This window comes from Streptomyces kunmingensis (genome assembly GCF_039533535.1).
Lineage (GTDB): Bacteria > Actinomycetota > Actinomycetes > Streptomycetales > Streptomycetaceae > Streptomyces > Streptomyces kunmingensis.
The window spans coordinates 169,587-182,385 of record NZ_BAAATS010000040.1 but is presented as its reverse complement, the minus strand read 5'-3'; the positions used below and the strand labels follow the sequence as shown (position 1 = coordinate 182,385).

The 12,799-nt window shown below is 72.3% G+C and carries 13 protein-coding genes; 8 read left to right on the top strand and 5 right to left on the bottom strand.

Annotated elements, in window-relative coordinates:
• The first annotated feature begins 53 nt into the window (after positions 1-53).
• From ABD366_RS37910 to ABD366_RS37895, 4 genes are all read left to right on the top strand, one after another.
• Positions 54-977 carry an ABC transporter ATP-binding protein gene (locus ABD366_RS37910; protein WP_324770450.1) on the top strand — a complete coding sequence of 308 codons (924 nt, stop codon included), beginning with the start codon at positions 54-56 and terminating at the stop codon, positions 975-977.
• Entirely contained in the window at positions 974-1,714 is a 741-nt protein-coding gene (locus ABD366_RS37905; protein WP_324770461.1) for an ABC transporter permease, read from the top strand. The genes ABD366_RS37910 and ABD366_RS37905 overlap by 4 nt, the downstream gene beginning before the upstream one ends.
• 44 nt (positions 1,715-1,758) lie before the next feature.
• Positions 1,759-2,178, top strand: a complete 420-nt coding sequence (locus ABD366_RS37900) for a hypothetical protein (RefSeq protein WP_324770452.1) — start codon at positions 1,759-1,761, stop codon at positions 2,176-2,178.
• A gap of 205 nt (positions 2,179-2,383) precedes the next feature.
• Complete coding sequence (locus tag ABD366_RS37895) at positions 2,384-3,190, top strand: SAM-dependent methyltransferase (RefSeq protein WP_324770453.1); 807 nt, start codon at positions 2,384-2,386, stop codon at positions 3,188-3,190.
• A gap of 45 nt (positions 3,191-3,235) precedes the next feature.
• On the opposite strand, the gene mug is transcribed toward ABD366_RS37895, so the two are convergent.
• Together mug and purB are read right to left on the bottom strand one after the other, a co-directional pair.
• Positions 3,236-3,820 (bottom strand): G/U mismatch-specific DNA glycosylase, encoded by a 585-nt coding sequence (mug, locus tag ABD366_RS37890; RefSeq protein WP_344443333.1) that lies wholly within the window; start codon positions 3,818-3,820, stop codon positions 3,236-3,238.
• Positions 3,817-5,256, bottom strand: a complete 1,440-nt coding sequence (purB, locus tag ABD366_RS37885) for an adenylosuccinate lyase (protein ID WP_324770314.1) — start codon at positions 5,254-5,256, stop codon at positions 3,817-3,819. Before purB ends, mug begins: the two co-directional genes overlap by 4 nt.
• 182 nt (positions 5,257-5,438) lie before the next feature.
• Here purB and ABD366_RS37880 point away from each other — a divergent pair, with 182 nt between their 5' ends.
• Positions 5,439-7,709: an ATP-binding protein gene (locus ABD366_RS37880; RefSeq protein ID WP_324770316.1), complete on the top strand. Its 2,271-nt coding sequence runs from the start codon at positions 5,439-5,441 to the stop codon at positions 7,707-7,709.
• A gap of 240 nt (positions 7,710-7,949) precedes the next feature.
• Positions 7,950-8,912 (top strand): AraC-like ligand-binding domain-containing protein, encoded by a 963-nt coding sequence (locus ABD366_RS37875; protein ID WP_324770317.1) that lies wholly within the window; start codon positions 7,950-7,952, stop codon positions 8,910-8,912.
• Between the two features lie 52 nt (positions 8,913-8,964).
• Here ABD366_RS37875 and ABD366_RS37870 read toward each other — a convergent pair whose 3' ends face one another.
• Both ABD366_RS37870 and ABD366_RS37865 read right to left on the bottom strand, forming a co-directional pair.
• Positions 8,965-9,687, bottom strand: a complete 723-nt coding sequence (locus ABD366_RS37870) for an alpha/beta fold hydrolase (protein ID WP_324768418.1) — start codon at positions 9,685-9,687, stop codon at positions 8,965-8,967.
• Between the two features lie 58 nt (positions 9,688-9,745).
• Entirely contained in the window at positions 9,746-10,726 is a 981-nt protein-coding gene (locus tag ABD366_RS37865) for an alpha/beta hydrolase (protein ID WP_324768419.1), read from the bottom strand.
• Between the two features lie 266 nt (positions 10,727-10,992).
• Between ABD366_RS37865 and ABD366_RS37860 the strand changes: the two genes are divergently transcribed.
• Positions 10,993-11,571 carry a Dps family protein gene (locus tag ABD366_RS37860; protein ID WP_324768420.1) on the top strand — a complete coding sequence of 193 codons (579 nt, stop codon included), beginning with the start codon at positions 10,993-10,995 and terminating at the stop codon, positions 11,569-11,571.
• A gap of 30 nt (positions 11,572-11,601) precedes the next feature.
• On the opposite strand, the gene ABD366_RS37855 is transcribed toward ABD366_RS37860, so the two are convergent.
• Positions 11,602-12,375 (bottom strand): SGNH/GDSL hydrolase family protein, encoded by a 774-nt coding sequence (locus ABD366_RS37855; protein WP_324768421.1) that lies wholly within the window; start codon positions 12,373-12,375, stop codon positions 11,602-11,604.
• A 117-nt stretch (positions 12,376-12,492) separates the two neighbouring features.
• Here ABD366_RS37855 and ABD366_RS37850 point away from each other — a divergent pair, with 117 nt between their 5' ends.
• Positions 12,493-12,756, top strand: coding sequence for a holin (locus ABD366_RS37850; RefSeq protein WP_324768423.1), 264 nt, complete (start codon positions 12,493-12,495; stop codon positions 12,754-12,756).
• The last annotated feature ends 43 nt before the right edge of the window (positions 12,757-12,799 follow it).

Genomic DNA, 12,799 nt, shown 5'->3' with positions numbered 1-12,799 from the left:
ATCCCCACCGGCGGGGGAGGCCCACAGCCCCATCGGCGGGCCAGGCTGCTGCCATGACCAGCATCGACGTCCAGGACCTCACCAAGGAGTACGGCATCAAGCGCGCCGTGGACCGGCTGACCTTCCGGGTCGGGCCCGGCCGCGTCACCGGGTTCCTCGGGCCGAACGGCGCCGGCAAGTCCACCACCCTGCGCCTCGCCCTCGGCCTCGACCGCCCCACCTCCGGAAGCGCGCTCATCGGGGGCCGCCCGTATGCGACGTACGACGAACCGCTGCGCCAAGTAGGAGCGTTGCTCGACCCGCAGGCCGCCCACGGCGCCCGCACCGCGCGCGACCACCTCCGGGTGCTCGCCACCGCCAACCGCATCCCCGCGCGCCGCGTCGACGAGGTGCTGGAACAGGCGGGCATCGCCGCGGTGGCCGGGCGGCGCGTGCGGACGTACTCGCTCGGGATGCGCCAGCGCCTCGGCATCGCGGCGGCCCTGCTCGGCGACCCCGCCGTGGTCCTGCTCGACGAGCCGTCCAACGGGCTCGACCCCGAAGGCATCGTCTGGATCCGCGAGTTGATGCGCGACCTCGCACGCGCGGGACGCACCGTCCTGGTCTCCAGCCACCTCATGAACGAGACCGCGACCTTCGCCGACCACCTCGTCGTCCTGGGCCGCGGACGGCTGCTGGCCGACACCTCGATGCCGGACTTCATCGCCGCCAACAGCACCCGCCGCGCCCGGGTACGCACCACCGAGCCCGACCGGCTGCGGGCCGCACTCACGCGCGCGGGCCACACGGTCACGGTCACCGGTGACGGGCGCTGCACCGTGACGGGAGCCACCGCCGCCGACATCGGCGCACTCGCAGCGGCCGACAGCATCCCCGTTCTCGAACTCACCGACGAACAGGCCTCGTTGGAGCAGGCCTACCTCGCTCTGACCGCGGCGGAGACCGAGTTCACCACCACCCCTTTCCAGGAGGCCTGACCGTGTCCACCACCGCCGTACTGCACTCCGAGTGGATCAAGATCAGGTCGCTGCGCGGCACCCTCGGCTCACTCCTCGCCGTCTTCGCGGCCACCGTCGCGATCACGACCCTCGTCTTCGCCACCGTCGGCCGCGCCGAGGCCGACAACGGTGAGGACCCCCTCTTCGGCGCCTTCTACGCCCTCAACTTCGGCCAGATCGCGGCCCTCGCCTTCGGCGCCACCTCCGTCTCCGGGGAGTACCTCAACGGCGCCCTGCGGGTGTCCCTCGCCGCCGTGCCCCGCCGAACGCTCTTCTACGGAGCGAAGATGGGGGTGATCGGCGGCTGCGGCCTCGCCGTCGGCACGGCCACGACCTTCACCGCGTTCCTCGCCGGACAGGCGTTCATGGGGCCCGACGCGCTCGCCCTGGGCGACCCGGGCGTGCTGCGGGCCTGCCTCGGCGGTGGCGTGTACCTCGCGCTGATGACGCTGCTCGCGGCAGGACTCACCGCCGTACTGCGCAGCGCCGTCCTGGTGTTGAGCATCCTCGTCCCGTTCCTGCTGATCGTGTCCTTCGTCGTCGGGGATCTCGCCGGGGCGGGCGCCGACTTCCTGCCCGACCGCGCCGGCCAACAAGTGCTGCGCCAGGACCCCGTGGGCTCCCTGGGCCCCTGGGCGGGGCTCGCCGTGACCGCGCTGTGGGCCGCGACCGCCGTCCTCGCCGGCTGGTGGACGGTGCGCCGCAGGGACGCCTGACGGTCAGTCGGCCCGTTGTCAGTGGCGGCCGCTTTACTGGAGGCATGAACATCGCGGAGCAGCTCGCGACGATCGACCTGCTGTGGACCGGCCCCTTCCCGGCCGACCACGGCAGATCGGCCGCGGGCTGGGGCGGACCCGGGTTCGTCATGGCCGAGTTGACCGAGCGGAGCGGCGTGCGCGACCTGGCGGAGGCCCAGGCGGACGCCGACCGGGACGGGCTGTCCGCGCTGCTCACCGCGCGCTGGGGCGAGCCCTACCGACTGAGCCTGTGGAGCGTGCACACCCGCGCGCTCGAGCACGGCGAGTCCATACCCGAGCCCTGGGGCTGGCTCAGCGCCTGCGCCCAGGACCTCCATCTGTGGAGCGTCGGCGAGCGATGGGTGGCCCTCGCCGTCTCCCACCAGGGCGACGAGCAGCCGTACCAGCTCCTCGCCGTGGTCACGGATGTCGCCCCGCCGTGACTCTTGCCGTGGTCACGGACGTCGCCCCTCCGTGACCCTTGCCGTGGTCGCGGACGTCGCCCCGCCGTGAGCCCTGCTGTGATCACGGATGTCGCCGCTCCGTGACCCGCTCATGGCACGCGTGTGCGGAACTGCCGTGCCACCATGGGATCTTGAGCCCGGCCCGGGCCCACACCACCGCCGCACACCGCACGAAGGAGAGCACATGAGCGACGACAGCGCGCAGCAGCCGGGGGAGCGGATCTCCAGCCACATCGCGCACAACGCCCGTGTGTGGAACTACTGGCTGGGCGGCAAGGACCACTACGAGGTGGACGAGCAGGTCGGCTCCATGGTCACGTCCATGTATCCGAGCATCGGCGAGGTCGCCCGCGCCGACCGCGCCTTCCTGGGCCGCGCCGTCGGCTTCCTCGCCGGTGAGGCGGGCATCCGCCAGTTCCTCGACATCGGTACGGGCCTGCCGACGGTGAACAACACGCACGAGGTCGCCCAGCGCATCGCCCCCGACGCCCGTATCGTCTACGTCGACAACGACCCGATCGTGCTCACCCACGCCCGCGCGCTGCTCACCAGCTCCGCCGAGGGCGCCACCCAGTACGTGGACGCCGACGCGCACGACCCGCAGGCGATCGTCGAAGCCGCGTCCGGGACCCTCGACTTCGACCGGCCCGTCGCGGTCATGCTCCTCGGCATCCTGAACTTCGTCGTCGACACCGAGAAGGCCACCTCCATCGTGCGCCGTCTCGTCGACGCGATCCCCTCGGGCAGCTACGTCGTCCTGACCCACCCGACCCTCGAGCTGGGCGGGGAGGGCAACGCGGAGGCGATGAAGTTCTGGAACGAGAACGCGACGCCCCCGATCACCGCGCGCACCGGCGCCGAGGTCGCGGCGTTCCTCGACGGACTGGAGATCCTGGAGCCCGGGCTCGTCTCCTGCGCCCGCTGGCGCGCCGAGGACACGGAGGAGGCACCCCTGGTCGCCCAGTTCGGAGCCGTGGCCCGCAAGCCGTAGAGCTACTGACCTACTGACCTACTACTGACCTACTGACCTACTGACCTACTGACCGGCGGCGGCGGCGTCGTCGTCGGAGGAGGGGGAGGAGGACGCGGCGGCGCGCAGCCGGGCGAACTCCTCCGCCATCGTCCGAGCCGTCCAATGCGCGTTCAGGCCGCTGGGGTTGGGCAGCGCCCAGACCCGGGCGCCGCCGATCGTCCGCTCCTGCGGCCCGATGCGCGCCTTGGGCTCCTGGAAGGCCGAGCGGTACGCGGTCACGCCCACCACCGCGAGCCACCGGGGCCGCAACCGGGCGACCTTCTCCGCCAGGAGACGCCCGCCCTCCAGGTACTCCTCGGTGCTCAGCTCATCGGCCCGCGCGGTGGCCCGCGCGACGACGTTCGTGATGCCGAGCCCGTACGACAGCAGTTCCTCCTGCTCGGCGGGCAGCAGCTGCCGCGGTGTGAAGCCGGACAGATGCAGCACGGGCCAGAACCGGTTGCCCGGCCGGGCGAAGTGATGCCCGGTCGCCGCCGTCATCAGGCCCGGGTTGATGCCGCAGAACAGTACGGAGAGGCCGCTCGCGACGACGTCCGGCACCAGACGGTCACGAGCGGCCTCCAACTCCGCGGGGGTCGGCCGGGTCAGAGGATCGCCCCGGGCGTGTAACCGGCGGCCTCCGGGTGCTGCTTCACGATCTCCTCGACGCGCGCCACGATCTGCGCCACCTGACCGGCGGCCGCGCCCGTGAACGACAGCTTGTCCGCCATCAGCTCGTCGAGCTGCGCCCGGTCCAGCGGGATGCGCGCGTCGGCGGCGAGCTTGTCGAGCAGCTCGTTGCGCTCGGCGCCCTGCTCACGCATGGCGAGGGCGGACGCCACCGCGTTCTCCTTGATGGCCTCGTGGGCCTCCTCGCGGCCCACGCCCGCGCGCACCGATGCCATGAGCACCTTCGTCGTGGCGAGGAACGGCAGGTAGCGGTCCAGCTCACGGGCGACGACGGCGGGGAACGCGCCGAACTCGTCGAGCACCGTCAGGAACGTCTCCAGAAGACCGTCGAGCGCGAAGAACGCGTCGGGCAGCGCGACCCGGCGCACCACCGAGCAGGACACGTCGCCCTCGTTCCACTGGTCGCCCGCCAGCTCGCCGGTCATCGACGCGTAGCCGCGCAGGATCACCATCAGGCCGTTCACACGCTCGCAGGAGCGGGTGTTCATCTTGTGCGGCATCGCCGACGAGCCGACCTGGCCCGGCTTGAACCCCTCGGTGACCAGCTCGTGCCCGGCCATCAGCCGGATCGTCTTGGCGGTCGAGGAGGGCGCCCCGGCCAGCTGCACCAGGGCGGTGACGACCTCGTAGTCGAGCGAGCGCGGGTAGACCTGGCCGACCGACGTGAACGCCTGCGAGAAGCCCAGGTGCGCGGCGATCCGCTGCTCCAGGTCCGCGAGCTTGTCCGCATCTCCGCCGAGCAGGTCCAGCATGTCCTGCGCGGTGCCGACCGGGCCCTTGATGCCGCGCAGCGGGTAGCGGTTCAGCAGCTCCTCGACCCGGCCGTACGCGACGAGCAGCTCGTCGGTGGCGGTCGCGAAGCGCTTGCCGAGCGTGGTCGCCTGCGCGGCCACGTTGTGCGAGCGGCCCGCCATGACCAGCTCGCCGTACTCGCCGGCCAGCTTCGCCAGCCGGGCGAGGACGGCCACGGTGCGGTCGCGGACCAGTTCGAGGGAGAGCCGGATCTGCAGCTGCTCCACGTTCTCCGTCAGGTCGCGGGACGTCATGCCCTTGTGGACCTGCTCGTGCCCGGCGAGTGCGTTGAACTCCTCGATCCGGGCCTTCACGTCGTGCCGCGTGACCTTCTCGCGCTCGGCGATCGACGCGAGGTCGACCTGGTCGAGCACCCGCTCGTAGTCGGCGATCGCGGCGTCCGGCACCTCGATCCCGAGGTCCTTCTGGGCCTTCAGCACGGCGAGCCAGAGCCGGCGCTCCAGCTTCACCTTCTCCTCCGGCGACCAGAGGGTGGCGAGCTCGGTGGAGGCATAGCGTCCGGCGAGAACGTTCGGGATACGGGGCTTGGCAGGCGCAGTCACGTGTACGGAGTTTACCGGGCGTCCCTACAGGCTCCGAACCATCCCGGAGATGTAGGAACCTCCAGGTCAGAGCCGATCGGTGGAGGCCACCACCCGCGACGGCCCGGGGCGCTCCCGACCTCTCGTAAAATCCGGGAGGGCACGCCGGGGGGTGGCAAGGGCGGGCGGGAAGGAGCGGGCAGGTGAGCGAGGGGCGCGGAGCGTTCGGAGCTGCGCTGCGGGAACTGCGGCTCGCGGCGTCGCTGACCCTGGAAGGTCTGGCGGAGGCGTCGGGCGTCAGCGTACGGGGCATCGGCGATCTCGAACGGGGGCGGCGGGCCGCTCCGCAGCGGCGCACGGTGGCCGCCCTCGCGGACGGACTGCGGCTGAACGAGGCGGAGCGGGAGCGGCTGCTGGCCGTCGCCCGCAGCGGGCGCAGCGCCGGCTACGACCCGGCGGGGGTGCGGACCTTCCCCCGCGGCATCGACGACTTCGTGGGCCGGGAGCGCGAGCTCGCGGAGCTCGTCGCGCTCGCCAGGGACACCACCCAGGACGGTTCGGCCGGACACCCGGCGACGGTCGCCGTCTCCGGGCCGCCGGGCACGGGCAAGACCACGCTCGCGCTGCACGCAGCCCGCAACCTCGCGGACCACTTCCCGGACGGGCAGCTGGTCCTCGACCTGCGCGGCATGGACGACGAGCCGCCCGCTTCCGACGAGCTCATGCTCAGCGTGCTCAAGGCGTTCCAGGTGGCCGACCGGGACCTCGCGAAGGCCGGACCGCAGGGGCGCCCCGGGTTGTACCGGCAGACGCTGGCCGACCGCCGGGTCCTGCTGGTCCTGGACAACGCCCGCGACGAGGCGCAGGTACGTCCGCTGCTGCCGAGCGCCGGGACCGGGATGGTCGTCGTGACGAGCCGGCGCATGCTCACCGGCCTGGAGAGCGTGCACCGGCTCCAGCTGGGCGAACTGAGCCCCGCGGAGGCCGCCGCGTTCCTGACCACCCTGGTCGGGGAGGAGCGTGCCGCGGCCGACCCTGCGGCCCTCGCCGACGTCGCGTACCGCTGCGGGCATCTCCCGCTGGCCCTGCGGGTGGCGGGTAACTGGCTGGCCACCCGCACCGGCTGGTCGCTGCGCCGCCTCGCCGACCGGCTCGCGCACGACGAGCGGCGCCTGGACGCGCTGGCCGCCGGTGACCTGCGCGTCTCCGCCGCCTTCGACCTGTCCTACCGGCAGCTCACACCGACGGCCGCCCGTCTGTTCCGGCGCCTCTCCCTCGTCCCGGGCGCGGACACCAGCGCTCCCGCCGCCGCCCGGCTGACCGGTCAGCGGCTGTACGACGCGGAGGACACCCTGGAGGAGCTGGTGGAGGTCGGGCTGCTCGGCACCGACCTGGAGCGCTACCGCCTGCACGACCTGGTGTGCCTGTTCGCCCGGACGCGGCTGGCGGCCGAGGAGAGCGCCGAGGACATTCACCGGGCCCGCGCCGACCTGTACCGCTGGCTGCTCGAGACGACCGTGGTGGCGGGCCGCTGGTTCGAACCCGGTCATGGCGCACCTCCCGCCGACTGGCAGGGGACGGTCGATCTGTCCTCCGCCGACAAGGCGCTTCAGTGGCTGAAGACCGAAGGCACCAACTGGCTGGCCGCCCTGCACGCCGCAGCGGCGGCCGGCGAGCACGCCCGGGTGGTGGAGGTCGCCGAGGCGCTGCACTGGTTCTCCGACCACTGGATCTTCTGGGGGCACTGGCCGGAGGTCTTCGGCGCCGCCGTGCGAGCCGCCCGGGCTCTGGACGACCCGCTCCTCGAAGCGACGCAGCTCAACTACCACGCCTGGGCCCTCCTCCTGTGCGAGGGCCGCTTCCACGACAGCCTCGAGAGGTCCGCCGAGGCGCTGGCCGCCGCCGAGCGAGCGGGCGACGTCACCCAGGAGGCGTGGGCCCACTTCTACAGCGCCTGGGGGCTGCGCAAGCTGAAGGAGTACGCGGCGGCCGTCGACCACCTGGAGCGGGCCGGCCGTCTCTTCGAAGCCGCCGGCGATCTGCACGGCAGCCTCAACGCCCAGCACGGACACGCCCTCACGTTGTCGGAGGCCGGCCAGGTCGAAGCGGCCCTGGCGACGTTCCGCAGCACGCTCGAATTCCTGGACGCGGCGGGCGATCGCATCGCCCCGAACATCGGGGACTTCGTGCGGTCCGGGCTGCACTCCGGCATCGCGCACGGCCTCACCCAACTGGAGAAGTGGGAGGACGCCGTCGAGCAGCGCCGTATCGCGGCGGACCTCTGGCGCGACGCCGGCAACACCACGCAGGAGAGCAGCGAACTCGTCCGTCTCGGCCGCCTGCTGCTCTCCGCCGGGCAGGAGGCACCAGCGCGCGAGGCCTTCGCCCGCTGTCTCGCCCTCGGCCCGGACGCCGCTCCACAGGCCCTCACGGACTCCCGGCGCCACCTCGCCGAGATGGCGCAGCCGCAGTAGGGGCCTGGCCACAGTCGGCCCGGCCACCGACACGGTTCCCGCGGTCCGGCAGTATTTCTGCCTGCTTCCTGCCTGGAGTACGGCACAGCTCACTGCTTGTCTGGACATGGCGGAGAAAACCGGGCGTCGACGTTGCCGCCGGGACATCCGTGCAGGACCCAGGCACCGACCCCGGCCCGGATCCATGTGCGCTGCGGATCCGAGCTCTCCGCCTTGGGTGTGCAGGGAGAGGAGAGCCGGATGAACCCGGTGCTGACCACTGACGCGGTGTCCGAGAACGAGCGGCTCGACTACTGGCGTACCGCGCTGACCAGGGCCCGGGTGCCCATGAGCGTCACACGGAGCGGCGAGGGCCCGTTCACCGGCCGCATCACCACCGCGCAGGTGGGATTCCTCGGGGTCTGCGCCATGGAGGCGGACGCGCACCGGGCCGGCCGCACGGCGTCGCACATCGCACGCTCCGCCGAGCGGTTCGTGGTGATCGGCGTCCAGATGTCGGGCCGGACCACCCTGACCCAGGACGGCCGAAGGGCCATCGCGGAGCCCGGCGACCTCTTCGTGTACGACACCGCGCGTCCCTGCTTCCTGGAGTACCCGGAGCGGTTCGCCACCCGGCTCGTGCACATCCCCCGCCGCGCTCTCGGCCTCCCCGACGAGGACCTGAACCGCGTCACCGGAACCGTGATCGGCACCGGGGACGGCTGCGGGGCGGTCCTGCGGCCCTTCCTGACCACGCTGGTCGACTCCGCGGACGCGTACTCCCCGGGCCTCGCGGGTCGGCTGGCCTCCAGCGTCGTCGATCTCGTCGCCGTCCTGGTGGCCGAGAGGGCCCGGGACGCGGGGGCAGGGGCGGGCAGCTCGCGCGGCCACCTGGTGACGCGTATCCGCGACCACATCGACCGGAATTTGGCGGATCCGGCCCTGTCGCCCGAGGATATCGCGAAGGCGCACCACATCTCCGTTCGCTACCTCCACCGGATCTTCGAGGACGAGGGCATCACCGTCGGCCGGCTTGTCCAGCGCCGCCGACTGGAGGAGTGCGCCCGTGAACTGGCCCGCGGGGGACGGGGAATGCCGTCCGTGTCGTCCGTGGCGCAGCGGTGGGGGTTCGTCAATCCGGCCCACTTCAGCCGGGTGTTCCGTGGCGCCTACGGCATCTCCCCGCGGGAGTGGCGCAGTTCGCGTACCGCGGCCACTCCGTGAGCGGGACCGGCCGTGCGGACCCGCGAGGAAGCGGGTCCGCACGACCCGGCGGTCAGCCGGTGGCGCGGACGGCGCCGAGGATGAGGTCGGCGACGTCCTTGGGGCGGGAGACGGCGACGGCGTGCGAGGCGCCGTCGAGTTCGACGACGGTCGCGCCCGCACGCTCGGCGCCGAAGCGCTCGACCTCGGGGTTGATGGCCTGGTCACCGCCGGCGACGAGGGCCCAGGCCGGCTTGGTGTGCCAGGCGGCGGCCGTGGCCTTCTCCTCGAACGCGGCGGCGGCCAGCGGCCGTTGGGCCACCGCAAGGACCTTGGTGACGGCGGCGGGCACGTCCGCCGCGAAGATCGCCGGGAACGCCTCGGGGGCGATGGTGACCTCGGTCGCGGGTGCCGCGCCGGCGACGGGGTACGTCGCCTCCTTCAGGTTGCTGACGAGCGGCGAGAGCGGGAAGCGGCCCTGCAGTTCGCCGAGGCTCTCGCCCTCTTCGAGGACGTAGGCAGCGACGTAGACGAGTCCGACGACGTTCTCCGTGGTGCCGGCGACGGTGATGAGCGCGCCACCGTAGGAGTGGCCCACGAGGACGACGGGGCCCTCGATCTGGGCGGCGACGGAGGCGATGTACGCGGAGTCGGAGGCCAGACCGCGCAGCGGGTTGGGCGGTGCGACCACGGGCACGCCGTGGTTCTGCAGCTCGGTGATGACGCCGGACCAGCTGGCGGCGTCGGCGAAGGCGCCGTGCACGAGGACGACGGTGGGGGTGGCTTCAGCGGCCATGATGCGTGCTTCTCCTGAAATGGAACCTGAAATGGAAAGAGACGGAACGGGCGGCGCGTCAGCGCGCGTCGAGGGTGGTGCGCAGCGTGCTGACGGCGAGCGCGATGGCCGCCTCGGCGGCGTGCGTGTCACGCAGGGCGTTGAGCATCACGAAGTCGTGGATGATGCCCTGGAACCGGACCGCGGTGACCGGGACCCCAGCCTGGCGCAGCTTGTTCGCGTACGCCTCGCCCTCGTCGCGCAGCACATCGGCCTCACCGGTGATGACCAGGGCCGGCGGCAGCCCGGCCAGCTGCTCGGTGCTCGCCCGCAGCGGCGACGCGGTGATCTGCGCGCGTTCGCTCTCGTCCGTCGTGTACTGGTCCCAGAACCACTGCATGCCGTCCCGGCGCAGGAAGTAGCCCTCCGCGAACTGGCGGTAGGAGCCCGTGTCGAAGCTCGCGTCGGTGACCGGGTAGAACAGCACCTGACCCAGCAGGGCGACATCGCCGCGCTCCTTGGCCATCAGCGTCAGGGCGGCGCTCATGTTGCCGCCCACCGAGTCGCCGGCCACCGCGAGGCGCCGGCCGTCCAGGGCGTGCGAGGCGCCCTCGGTGACGACCCAGCGGGCCACCGCGTAGTTCTGCTCGATGGCCACCGGGTAGCGGGCCTCCGGCGAGAGGTCGTACTCCGGGAACACCACGGCGGCGCCGACACCCACCGCCAGCTCGCGCACCAGCCGGTCATGGGTGTGCGCGTTGCCGAAGACCCAGCCCGCGCCGTGGATGTAGAAGATCACCGGAAGCGTTCCGGTGACGCCCGCGGGCCGCACGATCCGGGCCCGCACACTGCCCGTGGGGCCGCCCTGGACCGTCACCCACTCCTCGTCGACCTCCGGCAGCTCCACCGGTCCTGACTGCACCTCGTCGACCGCCTTGCGCCCCTCGGCGGGCGCCAGCTCGAACAGGAACGGGGAACGGGACGTGGCCTCCGCGAACGCGGCCGCCGCCGGCTCCAGTACCGGTACGACGGGCTCGACCGGCTGCACGACATCCGACATGACTGACTCCTCAGCGATTGCGTCGCCCACCGGACAGTCCGGCGGGCGATGCCGCAAAGCTAGAGGGGAAGGAGCCGGCCGAATTGCCTGCTGGTGCACCACATGTGACCTGACAGCGCACAGTGCCCGCAAGAGGGTCGGCGCACGGCGTTCGAGTGACAGTGCACTGGCAGGCATCTGCCCATGCGCTCGACGACAACTCGCCTTCGCCGAGGCCGCCTAGCGTCACCGGTGCAGTCAGCACACAGCACCACAGGAGGCGGATCATGACCAGCAACTCCCAGCCCGCGCACGGCAGTCAGCCGTGGCTGCACCAGAAGGGCGAGGTCATCCAGGAGTTCGGAACCGTCAAGCAGTTCCCCGTCGGCCTGTCCTACGAGGCCCGGATGTACGCGTGCCAGCGCCTGAACAGGGTCCTGGCGGACACGCAGATCCTCTACGGCCTCTACAAGAAGCACCACTGGCTGATGCGCGGCGCCACCTTCTACCAGCTGCACATCGTCCTGGACAAGCACGCCGGGGAACAGCTCGAACTCGTCGACACCCTCGCCGAACGCGTCCAGTCCCTGGGCGGCGTCGCGATCGGCGACCCCCGGCACGTCGCCGAGGTCACCTCGATCCCGCGGCCCCCGGACGGCGTGGAGGAGGTCCCGGCGATGCTGTCACGGCTGCTCGAAGCCCACGAGGCGATCCTCGTCGACGCCCATGACGCCGCCGCCCGCACCGCGGAGCTGGGGGACGACGGCACCAACGACGTACTGGTCTCGCAGGTGATCAGGACCGGCGAGCGCCAGGCATGGTTCCTCGCGGAGCACCTGGTGGACACCCCGCTCGTACGTGCCTGAGAGCGTCCCCGTGTTCAGGACGCGGGGGATCTAGTCCTGCTCCCAGGGAGCCAGGTCGGGGCGCTTGGGCGGTCGTCCGTCGCCGGACGAGCGCCCGGTCAGCCGGCGCCCGATCCACGGCATCAGATGCTGCTTGGCGAAACGGGCGTCGGCCACGCGCCGTGCCACCCAGCCCGGCGGCACCGCGGCCGCCAGCGGCGTGCGCCAGTCCGACTCGGCGTCGTGGCCGAGGGCCTGCCACACCGCCTCGGCGATCCGCCGGTGGCCCTCCGCCGTCGGGTGCAGCCGGTCCACGTCCCACATCCGCTGGTCGCCCAGGACGGGCACCCCGTACAGGTCGACGACCAGCGCGTCGTGCCGTACCGCGAGCTCGTCGATGCAGGTGTACAGCTCCTCCATGCGGGGCCGGAAGCGCTGCATCACCGGACCGTCGCGCCCGGGGCTGCGCATCAGGACGAGCCGCTCGCAGGACGGGGCGAGCTTCTCGACGGCCTCCGTGAGGAGGTCCCGGACCCGGACCATGTCGCACTTGGGCCGCAGGGTGTCGTTGAGACCGCCCACGAGGGTCACCACGTCGGCCTTCATGGCGGCGGCCACGTCGACCTGCTCGTCGACGATCTGCTGGATGAGCTTGCCGCGCACGGCGAGGTTCGCGTACCGGAAGCCGGGGCTGCGCGCCGCCATGCGGGCGGCCAGCAGGTCGGCCCAGCCGCGGTAGGAACCGTCGGGCATCAGGTCCGACATGCCCTCGGTGAAGGAGTCGCCGACCGCGACGAGACTGGTGTATTTGGCATTCATCTGCATGGCGCCAGGAATCGTATCCCGGCCGCCCGGCGCCCGCGCGGCAGGTCTGGGCAGCGGCCCCCGGCGGCGGTATGCCAAGAACACACGCAGCACCACCGCAGCACGGGGGAGTACACCATGTGGACCGCTTCTTTCTGGAAGGCCACCGCCGAACGCGCCATCAGGACCTTCGCCCAGGCCCTGGCCGCCGTCCTCGTCGCCGGGGCGACGAACCTGCTCGACGTCGACTGGGCCGCGGCGCTCGGCACCGCCGGTCTCGCCACCGTGCTCGCGGTCCTCACCGCGGTCGGCACGGCGGGCGTCGGCGCGCGCGGCCCGGGCGTCCTGGAGACACCCACACAGAGCGGGCCGCACACCCACGCCCGCGGACCGGCTCTGTAGCCGGCCCGCGGTCACCTCACACGGGCGGTCACCTCACACGGGT

What these genes read in the sequence shown, in the direction of transcription:
- ABD366_RS37910 (WP_324770450.1), top strand. Translation starts at nt 54, where the DNA reads ATGACCAGCATCGACGTCCAGGACCTCACCAAGGAGTACGGCATCAAG.
- ABD366_RS37900 (WP_324770452.1), top strand. Translation starts at nt 1,759, where the DNA reads ATGAACATCGCGGAGCAGCTCGCGACGATCGACCTGCTGTGGACCGGC.
- ABD366_RS37895 (WP_324770453.1), top strand. Translation starts at nt 2,384, where the DNA reads ATGAGCGACGACAGCGCGCAGCAGCCGGGGGAGCGGATCTCCAGCCAC.
- ABD366_RS37875 (WP_324770317.1), top strand. Translation starts at nt 7,950, where the DNA reads ATGAACCCGGTGCTGACCACTGACGCGGTGTCCGAGAACGAGCGGCTC.
- ABD366_RS37870 (WP_324768418.1), bottom strand. Translation starts at nt 9,687, where the DNA reads ATGGCCGCTGAAGCCACCCCCACCGTCGTCCTCGTGCACGGCGCCTTC.
- ABD366_RS37865 (WP_324768419.1), bottom strand. Translation starts at nt 10,726, where the DNA reads ATGTCGGATGTCGTGCAGCCGGTCGAGCCCGTCGTACCGGTACTGGAG.
- ABD366_RS37860 (WP_324768420.1), top strand. Translation starts at nt 10,993, where the DNA reads ATGACCAGCAACTCCCAGCCCGCGCACGGCAGTCAGCCGTGGCTGCAC.
- ABD366_RS37855 (WP_324768421.1), bottom strand. Translation starts at nt 12,375, where the DNA reads ATGCAGATGAATGCCAAATACACCAGTCTCGTCGCGGTCGGCGACTCC.
- ABD366_RS37850 (WP_324768423.1), top strand. Translation starts at nt 12,493, where the DNA reads ATGTGGACCGCTTCTTTCTGGAAGGCCACCGCCGAACGCGCCATCAGG.